Genomic DNA, 9,240 nt, shown 5'->3' on the forward strand with positions numbered 1-9,240 from the left:
GTATGCAGCTCGTCGACAAACACATCGGCGGGGGCTTCGGTCAAGGCTTCGGCCAGATTCGACACGGCGCGCGCCTCTTCGACCAGTGCCTCGGAGACACGCGGGTAGAGGCTCAAGAGCGCCTGGTGGATGTCGTGGGCCCATTGCCCCATACGATACACCAGCATCCGCTCGTCGAAGTGGCGCACGACGGCAGCCATCGGGACCTCGTCGGATGCTGCGGGCACGGCGCTGCGGAGCAGATACAGCGCGGTGTTTGTGAGCGGGGTGCATGCCTCCCGAATGCGCTCCTGGGCACGTGCGGTAGACTCTTGCGCGCTTGGGTCGTGCCCCGCGCGGCGCTCGGCCACGGCCTGGCGCACATCGGAAGCGGTGGAGAGAGTGGCCAGCAGTGTGAGCGATTCGAGGACAGCGGCGGGTGACGGCGTAGCATCAGACACGGGCACAGGCAGAACCGGTTTGTAGCACAGTACAAATATGGACACGGCACGAGGGCCAAACTGCGTAAAGACGCTGGGCAGACGTCTTTACCTTGGCGCTCGTGCCGTGATGATAGAGCGGAAAGAGAGCGGGGCTACACTTCCAGGTAGTGCATAAATGCTTCGATGCGGTCGAGTAACTCGTCGTCTTCGTCACCAAAAGACGCCACTACATCATAGCCGTTGTGTTCCAATACATGGCGTAAACGCGTCGTATCGACCACATTTAGCTTGAGCGTTACACGAAGTTTGGTGGCATTTGTCTGCGAAGGGGTTTCGGAAGCGACAGCCAACACCTTTGCATCGTTTTGCTCGATGAGGTGCACCAGCTTGGCCAGGGCATAGTCGCGCGGATCTACCTCAAGCGCTAAGATAGCTCCTGTTGCCTGCGTTGAAAGCATTTGGGCAAAGGTGTCGAAGATGTCGTGCCGGCGAATCAGGCCGATGTACTGGCCTGTGCCATCCGTTACAGGTACTGTACTCAACCCATGGCGCACCATGGTGCGGGCGGCATCGAACACATGATCAGTGGGCTGTACCCCAATGGGCTGACGCGCCACCAGATCCGTAATGGTGGCCTGGTGCGTATCGGCTGTCATGAGCGCCTCCTCTGACATGATGCCAACAAGCTGGTCATCGGCATCAATGACGGGGAGATGACGCACGTGGTGCTCCATGAGGGCCCCCAATGCTTCTCCCACCGTATCGGTGGTGTGCAGAGCGGGCGTGTCGGTATGGATCGCGTCGCGGACTTTCATAACGCTCGCTCGGACGAAGCCGGCGGGTCTGTGAGAACACAGTGGATTAGAATATACCGCAAAGCCTATGCCGTTGTGCCATTGCGTACATCATATTGCAGGCTCGGCACATACGGTGCGGTCTGGCAGTGCGGTTTGGCGTGGGCACTACCATGTAAGAAGGTACCGCTCAGTGGGCGTCGCTGTTGTCAATCTACGAGGCCGACATATCGGCAGGGGTGTTGCTCGGGAGGTCGCTCACATGGCCGAAGTCGAGTGCTTCAATCAGTTCGGCAATGCGCTGGCCGTGCTTTTCGGAGGCACGGTACTGAATGCGTGCGATCGCCTGCGGCTTCGCGTCTTTCTGTGCATCGGTATAGGTGTATTCCTCATGGAGCACCTCGGCCTCCCGATGAATGCGTGCAATAAGTGCTGGCTCTGTTACCGGCAGCACGGCGGTGCGCTCTACGTAATCGGCGCGGATGAGGCTAAGCAGTTCGTCTTTCAGTGAGGTTACCCCGATGCCGCGTAACGCAGAAACAAACACCGCATCAGGATAATCGCGGCGGAGTGCGCGCAGCAGGTGAGTGTCATCGAGAGCGTCCACCTTGTTGAACACCAGCAGGCGCGGGATGTCCTGGGCATCGAGTTCGTCGAGGGTTTCGTCGACTACACGCATGTGATCTTCGAAGCGCGGATGCGTAACATCAATAACGTGCAGCAGCAGGTCGCTGGTGCGCACCTCATCGAGGGTGCTTTTGAAGCTTTCGATGAGGCGGTGCGGCAGCTTTCGGATGAAACCGACCGTGTCGGAGAGGAGCACCTCTTCGGTGCCATCGAGTGTGATGTTGCGCGTGGTGGCGTCGAGCGTAGCAAAGAGTTGGTCCTCGGCCAGCACCGACTCGTCAGCCATCGCGTTCATGAGCGTGGATTTGCCCGCGTTGGTGTAGCCTACAAGCGACACTTGTGTGTACGAGCGGCGCGCTTTACGCTGGGTCGTGCGCTGGCGGTCGATCTTTTCGAGCTTCTCGCGCAGCGTGGCGATCCGCTTGTCAATGAGGCGGCGATCGGTCTCAATCTGCGTTTCGCCGGGCCCCTTGGTGCCAATCCCTCCCTTCTGGCGCGACAGGTGCGTCCAGCGGCGGGTGAGGCGTGTGCGCAAGTAGTCGAGTTGGGCCAGTTCCACCTGCGTCTTGGCGGCAGAGGTCTGGGCCCGCCCGGCAAAGATGTCGAGGATCAGTCCGGAGCGGTCAAGGAGCTTTGCATCCATCTGGCGCTCAATGTTGCGCACTTGCACCGGGGCCAGATCATCGTCAAAGATTACAAGGTCTGCATCTTTTTGGGATACCAGGCGCTTGATTTCCTTGACTTTCCCCGAGCCAATAAACGTGGCAGGGTCGATGCGGGTGCGTGACTGGGTTACTCGGTCGGTAACGACAGCTCCAGCGGTGTGCGCGAGCTGTTCCAGTTCGTTGAGGTTGTCGCGCACCGCCCAGCGCGACGTGTCGGGCGTGATGACGCCCACAATGATGGCGGTTTCGGTTGTATCCGGAGACGTTGCAATCAAAGAGGCAACAGGGGATTTGTCTAAAGCATAGCGGAACGGGCGAAGCGCCCGCGTTTTGTGCGGGTTTAACGAATGCTCCAGGTGGGTGTTGCACCATCAGAGCAGACCGCTCTTCTGCGTTCACTGTTCGGATGGATGAGGGCGATACGCACTTTGCACTGCAAGCATAAACCGCGCGTCGAGCTTCTGGCGTACGATTGCTTCCATTGTGGCGTATTGTGAGACGGGCACATGCACATCAAGGCGGGCGGGAGCTGAGGGCCCATCCGTGCGATGCAAAAACATGAAGTGCGCGCCCCCGTCGTCGGTGGGCGATATGCTGTAGTCTACGACGCGCCCCCATGGCACAGCGGTGTCCATGCGATGCACGTCGGGCACGATGCCGTATTCGGTGATAATGGTAAGGTGTATGTTCCACAAAGCCGCAAACCAGCAACTCCCAATGGCAGGATAGCCGAGCGCAACGATGGGATGCACGGGATGGTCTGTGATCCAGGCAGCGGTGAGTCCAATAGCCACAAGGCTCAGAAAAAGGAGTGGACTTAGTGGGATGCCTTGTAATGGGCCGGTGCGCACGATGAGAAGGGGGCGCCGGATGCGCAGGCGGTGTAGGACGGCAGCGATCATAGCGGCTGCCATAAGCAGCGCAACGGCTAAAATGCCTATGTGATGTGCGGTGGCAAGCACGGGGAAGGTAGCAGACGCAAGAAAGAGAACCGACGCCTCAGGAATGCCCAGATGGGCAGGAAGCCCCTCACAACCGCCGTATGACGAACGCAGAAGGATTGGGCTTTTAGGCTGAAGAGGCCGCTGCTTCAGGCGTCCAGAGGCGAGCAACGATCATCTCAGCAACTAAGCACGCCAACGCCAGCATCAAAAAGACGTTCCAGAGTGCACCGCCTGCTTGCTGCTGTTCCAGCGCTTCGGCCACGGCTTCAGGACGTGCCTCAACCGATAGGGTCTGCACGGATGGAATGCCCAGTTCTTCGTAATGAGATACGGCTTCCCCTGCGTTGGCCGGTGAAAGATCGGTCAGGGCTGGGGCATGATTCACAGCAATGTGCTGTGCGGAGGCTTCCGCATCCCGCAGTGTATATATGCCGGGAGCAGACAGAGCCGGAAGTGTGAGGCGCGCTCCGCCCGGACTCGGGGCCGCCTCTATCTCGAACGCGGTGCCGTTGGGGCCTTCCAGGGTGAGTTCGGCATCGGGCGAAAGGCCCTGCACTGTGTGAGTTTCGGGGGTGCCCGTGCGCACTGAAGGGCCCTCGGCCGAGTCGCCAGCGGCTGCGTAGAAGATGGAGCGATACAGCAGCGGCACGAACAGCCCCCGGGTGGGCAGTTCGCTCCAGTCGAGGGTAGGTGCTACGGCAGCGGCCAGTGCGCGCCCCTGTCCAAGCGGCCACTCATACAGAAACGGGCTGCCGGTGGATAGTTCGATAAGCGATTGGCCGCCGCCCCGGGGCTGCCAATCGAGTGCCGCCCAGATCGCAGGACGCTCCAGCGAGGGCTCGCGCGTTGAGTCGCGGGCGTCGAACATGCTGTCGAAGAGCGGATGGTCGAAGGCGGCTCGTTCCAGGGTAGCCACAGAGGTGTCGCCGCCCAGAGCGCCGCTTATCCCACGTACCTGTCCGCCCCCCCACGAATCAAACAGCGCTGTGTAGCTATCGGCATCGGCATCGGGGTGGGGGAAGAGCAGCGCACCGCCGCCGCCTTCCACATACTGACGTAGCCGTGTGCGTTCGCCTGAGGCAATTCGTTTGGGGCCTACGAGAAGCACGGCATCATATGCACTTAGATCGGTCTGTGCAAGGGCCGCTCGCTCAACCACCGTCGTGTTGAAGTCTACGGCATCGCCTGCCACAGCCTCTGACAGCGCAAGCTCCACAAACCGCGTGGACTGCCCTGCGCCGCGTACAATCAGGACCTCGCGGGTGTCGGGGACGAAGAACGTTGCGTAGCGGGTGTCGTCGGGGGCGAAGGCGTCGCCTTCCAGTTCGGCGCGTACGCGTACCCAGCCACGGTCGGGGGGCGTGGCTGAAAAGGAGGCGGTGGCTGGGCTGTCGTCGTTGAGGGCAACGGTCGTTTGGGCGACGCGCTCGTCGTCGAAGTAGAGCGAGGCTGCCACTTCTTCTTGCGTAGATTCTGCTGTGTGGCCCACAGTCATCTCGACTTGAACAGGTTGCCCGGCCTCTACGATGGGGCTGGCCACGCGCAGTTCGGTAATTCCGGCATTGGGACGCGACTGCGTATCCACGGGAAGCAGGGCCAGCGTTACATCGGTAGGCCAGGCCGTGCGGAGCGAGTCGCCGAGGCGCGTGCGCTGAAAGTCGGAGGTGAGGTACACGACCTTGCGTGAGCGCTCGGAGGCGGATACGGCTTGGGCGGCGTTGAGGGCGCGGTCGGCCAGTGAGGGCGTGCCGCCACGGGGCGCAATAGCCTCCAGGTCAGCGCGTGCGGCCTCGCGGGTCCGAACAAGTCCGGGAGTTGACTCGGGGGTGGACACGGTAGGCCACACACCGGCTTGGTCGCCCGTGGATACGGTTTGGAGTACACCCTGGGCACGTTGGATGGCCTGGTCGAGGTAGGGGCCGCTGGGTCCGTCTTGCTGCATGGAAGGACTGTTGTCGACGACCACGCCAAGCGCCGAGCGAGCGTCGGGGCCAAAGAGCGTGCCAGTATCCTGGCCCCAATGGGGCCGCGCAAAGGCCATCACGATGAGTGCAATGGCCAGCATGCGCAGCGCCAGAAGCAGCCACCGTTTGATCTTAATCTTCTGTACAGCGGCCTTCTCGATCGTCTTCACGAAGGCCAGTGAACTAAAATCGACCTGCGTAGGCTGGCGTACGTTGAGCAGGTGCAGCATCAGCGGCACGCTCACGGCCGTTAGCGCCAGAAGGAGCAGGGGGTTTAGGAACGTCACGGACGCAGAGGCAAACTACCGGGCAGACAGTGTGGTGCGCGTGAACCGTCCCCTGGAAGATGCAGTTCCTCTACAACCGGGCGAGGCCTCTTTGGCAACCACCTTTCGAACTGCATCTGGATGATGGAGGTACAGCGCGCCTGGGCCCTGCACGGTGTAAACAGACGGTGTACATCCCCCCTGGATAGCTGCGTGAGACATGCGGAAATTATTCGAAGCCGTTGCATCCCTACAAAACATGAGCGATCGCTTTTCCGTACTGTGTGCTGTACATTCTACAATGCAGTCTTTTCGACACGGTCGGTGTCGCTTTTGGCTGTCGCCTCGTTTTCCTCCCGGTATCTTGCTCCCATGACCGACTCGCCCCCCCTTACACGCGCTGACCTACAAGGTAGTATTCGTATGACCGATGTTTCGGATCAACCTGATTCTGTTCGCACGGCTGTGGCTAAAGGTACGGTCGTCATTGGGCTAGAAGCTTTCGAACACGTGCAGAATGGCACGATTCGTAAGGGCGATGTGCTGAGCGTGGCCCAGATTGCGGGCATTATGGGGGCGAAGCAGACAAGTAAACTGCTTCCGCTGTGCCACGATGTGCAGATTGATGGGGTCGAGGTGGAGTTTACCCTGAATGCGGAGCGGCATGCTATTGACATTCGGGCGTTCACAAAGTCGAACGGGCTTACCGGCGTAGAGATGGAGGCGTTAACGGCGGTATCGATTGCTGCGCTTACCGTGTACGACATGTGTAAGTCGGTGACGAAAGAGATTCGCGTAAACGATGTGCATTTGCTTGCGAAGACCGGGGGGCAGAGCGGCAACTGGAAATCTAATGAGTAGCTTCTTGCTTCGGCCTGCCATCTGCACTTTTCTATCTGCTGCTGTCTATGCCTGATTCGTTTGTGGATTCGGGGGCCCGTGTGGCTCAACTTAGCACCTTTGCGGCGCTGGGGGCGCTTTCGTGCACGCAAGACACCACGCACACGGTGCTGAGCGAAATTAGCTCTATCGAGGGCACCGAGCCCGATCTGGTGGCCGAGGAAACGCTGTGCCTACTTGCTACCGTAACGGCACGCGCGATGGCTGTGGGACTGCGCGAACAGCCCGAACTGGCTGAGGCGCTGGAGGCTGTGCTCCTGCAACTGCCTTTTCAGTACCGCGATTATCTGATTGGTCGTACGATGGTCGAGCAGGAAGACCCGGAACTGGCGGCTACGGGCGAGGCGGTACGCGAGCGTCTGGCGAAAAAGCAACGCTTCTACGAAACGCATTTCCCTGAAGGGCAATTTCCCGGTCCGCGCGCGCTGGGCGACAAGCTGGAGCTGTGGATGGGCCGCGTGAGTCCGCCGGGCCTACCTACCACGCCACAAGAGCGCCTGCAGCAACTTCCGATTCAGGCTCCCATTGTGGCGCACGCCAAGCTCGTGCTGGCGTATGCCCGACAAGGCGAGGTGCCGGGGTAATGCAAGCCTTTGTGCCTGTTTGATTGGACCATGAGACTAGGGTGTTTGGGTGGTTCTTGTCTATGGGCTGGGCGCATTGTTTGTCTGAGTACCCGCCCAAGAGACAAACAAAAAAAGCGCCTGTCCCCCCCACCAGGGGCCAGGCGCTTAGAAATGAACTGAAGGCGAAAAGCTTGTGCGAATGAGGCGCGCATGCCTGCAAAGTGCAGCATATCCGGAAATGCACATTCATGACCCCTTGCCGTGTATATCATAACGTAGAACAGTGGATCGTTACAAAGTATGGGCTTGAGGGCGATGAGGATCGTTTTGAGAGGTGGGTGCGTCTCGACTCGTTTGATGCGTTATGCCAATGATGCGTTATGCCAATGATGCGTTATGCCAACTTCGCATGCTTTGCTGGAGGGATGGAGGTATCGAAGGATGAACGGGTGAACGAGAATATATCCAGCCGTCCACAAGAACGGGGCGGAGCCCCGCCGACGATTGGAGGAGAGAGGAGGATAGTGCTGTGTCAACGGTCAATGTGTGGGTTACAACATGCCTCGTTTACATGCTGTCATCTTGACTGCCTATGACCTGGTTCCGGCCTGAAGCCGTTTGGGATGGATCGACTGGTAGTCTTCGATGTAGGGCTGTTTGTTCTTGATCATTCCACAGAGAATGCGCAGGAGCTTGTTGGCGATGTTGTTGAACACGAGTAGCTTCGGCTTCCCTTCGGCCCGCTTGCGATGGAAGTACGCCCGGAACCGGTCGGTATGGGTTCGAACCGATCGCGCAGCCAGATGCAAGAGCTTGCGGATCATTGAGGGCCCGTAGCCCCGCGAGGTAGGTGTCTTCTTGCGTTTTCCGCTCTGGTGGGCGTTGGGGCAGATGCCCAGGTAGGCCGCCAGTTTGCGATACTGAGGCTCTTCGGTAAACCCGTTGGTCAAGACCAGCATGTGAGCGCCCAGAAGCAGCCTCGCTCCCGGAGCACTGGTGACGATGGCGACCATCTGGGCCATCCTCGGGTGCTCGTCAATCAGATCGCGGATTGCCTGTTCGAGCGCCTCGATCTGATCAGCCAGATGCGCGATGGTCTCCTCAAGGGTCTCGTTGGCCGCAGGCGTCTGCACGGGCTTGTGCCGGAGCGATTGCCGGGCGTTTTGAGCCGCCGTTTTTTGCTCGACGAGCTGTTCACGGGTGGTCAAAAGCGTCTGCACCCGCTCGACGACGACTTCGTTCGGGGTCCATAGCTCAAGACGATCCTGGTAGCGGTAGCCGTACCCAGCAATTCGCTGGCTGTCGAGCGCGTCGGTTTTCGGCTCCTCGTCGAACGCTTTCCAGACGGCGTGCGGGTCCAAAAGCACCAGGTCAAGGCCCAGGCGGTGCAGTTCATAGCAGAGCGTCTCGCTGTAGACGCCCGTGTTCTCGACGCAGACGAGGACCTGGTCCTCGGGGACGTTCTCCTCGCTGAGCCAGTCGCGCAAGGCCGCGATTCCCTCAGGGTCGTTGGTAAACTTTCGAGGGCCGATAAGCGGGTGATCAGGCGTTGTGAAGACCGACGCCATAAGCGACTCCGACGCCGGATCGATGCCGACAAAGTACGTCATAGCAAAAGCGTGAGCAAAAGTATGAAAGAGTAACCTGAACAGATAGCCGAAGTAACTGCAGAATGAGCTGGCTCTGTTAACAAGCTGGTTGGAACGCTTGGATGCCTATGTAGCTTTGCTCTGCAAGAGGACGGGGGCCTTGGTCAAGGTCTAAGCTCAGGGCTTCGAGCGGAGCATAGGCTTCTTCCCATCCTCACTCCGGTAAGGGGCAATATACCCCTCAAAGTTCTTTTGTGCAGGTCTAACAGAGCGGAGCGAAGCGGAGTCCTGACACGAGCGAAGCGACTGATGAACGCAGTGAATAAAGATCTCCCCCAAGGTTGGCAGGGCCGTCCAATCGCCTATAGCCCCGCTGAGCGTCGAGGAGGCCAGGAGGCTTTGCCGAAAACCTTGTTTGGTTATCCCCCATGCTTTCAGCACAGAAGGAGCCCGGAAATACCGCCGGATTAGATATATTCCCCAAGGAAAGGCTATGATGACGT

8 protein-coding genes are annotated in these 9,240 nt (G+C 59.5%); 2 read left to right on the top strand and 6 right to left on the bottom strand.

What is annotated here, in order from left to right; all coding sequences use genetic code 11:
• The 5 genes from R6U20_RS12290 to R6U20_RS12310 all read right to left on the bottom strand — a co-directional run.
• A partial coding sequence (locus tag R6U20_RS12290) for a hypothetical protein (RefSeq protein WP_410338145.1) occupies positions 1 to 446 on the bottom strand: 446 nt, incomplete at its 3' end.
• A 128-nt stretch (positions 447 to 574) separates the two neighbouring features.
• Positions 575 to 1,237 (bottom strand): HPP family protein, encoded by a 663-nt coding sequence (locus R6U20_RS12295; RefSeq protein WP_410338146.1) that lies wholly within the window; start codon positions 1,235 to 1,237, stop codon positions 575 to 577.
• A 193-nt stretch (positions 1,238 to 1,430) separates the two neighbouring features.
• Positions 1,431 to 2,783, bottom strand: a complete 1,353-nt coding sequence (gene hflX, locus R6U20_RS12300; RefSeq protein ID WP_410338147.1) for a GTPase HflX — start codon at positions 2,781 to 2,783, stop codon at positions 1,431 to 1,433.
• Positions 2,784 to 2,903: 120 nt separating this feature from the next.
• Positions 2,904 to 3,410: a hypothetical protein gene (locus R6U20_RS12305; protein ID WP_410338148.1), complete on the bottom strand. Its 507-nt coding sequence runs from the start codon at positions 3,408 to 3,410 to the stop codon at positions 2,904 to 2,906.
• A gap of 166 nt (positions 3,411 to 3,576) precedes the next feature.
• Positions 3,577 to 5,703 (bottom strand): BatA domain-containing protein, encoded by a 2,127-nt coding sequence (locus R6U20_RS12310; RefSeq protein ID WP_410338149.1) that lies wholly within the window; start codon positions 5,701 to 5,703, stop codon positions 3,577 to 3,579.
• Between the two features lie 351 nt (positions 5,704 to 6,054).
• Between R6U20_RS12310 and moaC the strand changes: the two genes are divergently transcribed.
• Together moaC and R6U20_RS12320 are read left to right on the top strand one after the other, a co-directional pair.
• Complete coding sequence (gene moaC / locus R6U20_RS12315) at positions 6,055 to 6,543, top strand: cyclic pyranopterin monophosphate synthase MoaC (protein WP_410338150.1); 489 nt, start codon at positions 6,055 to 6,057, stop codon at positions 6,541 to 6,543.
• 47 nt (positions 6,544 to 6,590) lie between these two features.
• Complete coding sequence (locus R6U20_RS12320; protein WP_410338151.1) at positions 6,591 to 7,166, top strand: hypothetical protein; 576 nt, start codon at positions 6,591 to 6,593, stop codon at positions 7,164 to 7,166.
• A gap of 572 nt (positions 7,167 to 7,738) precedes the next feature.
• On the opposite strand, the gene R6U20_RS12325 is transcribed toward R6U20_RS12320, so the two are convergent.
• Positions 7,739 to 8,758, bottom strand: coding sequence for an IS110 family transposase (locus tag R6U20_RS12325; protein ID WP_410338152.1), 1,020 nt, complete (start codon positions 8,756 to 8,758; stop codon positions 7,739 to 7,741).
• Positions 8,759 to 9,240: the final 482 nt, after the last annotated feature.

Origin of the sequence: Longimonas sp., from assembly GCF_046498435.1 — a bacterium.
Taxonomy (GTDB): domain Bacteria; phylum Bacteroidota; class Rhodothermia; order Rhodothermales; family Salinibacteraceae; genus Longimonas.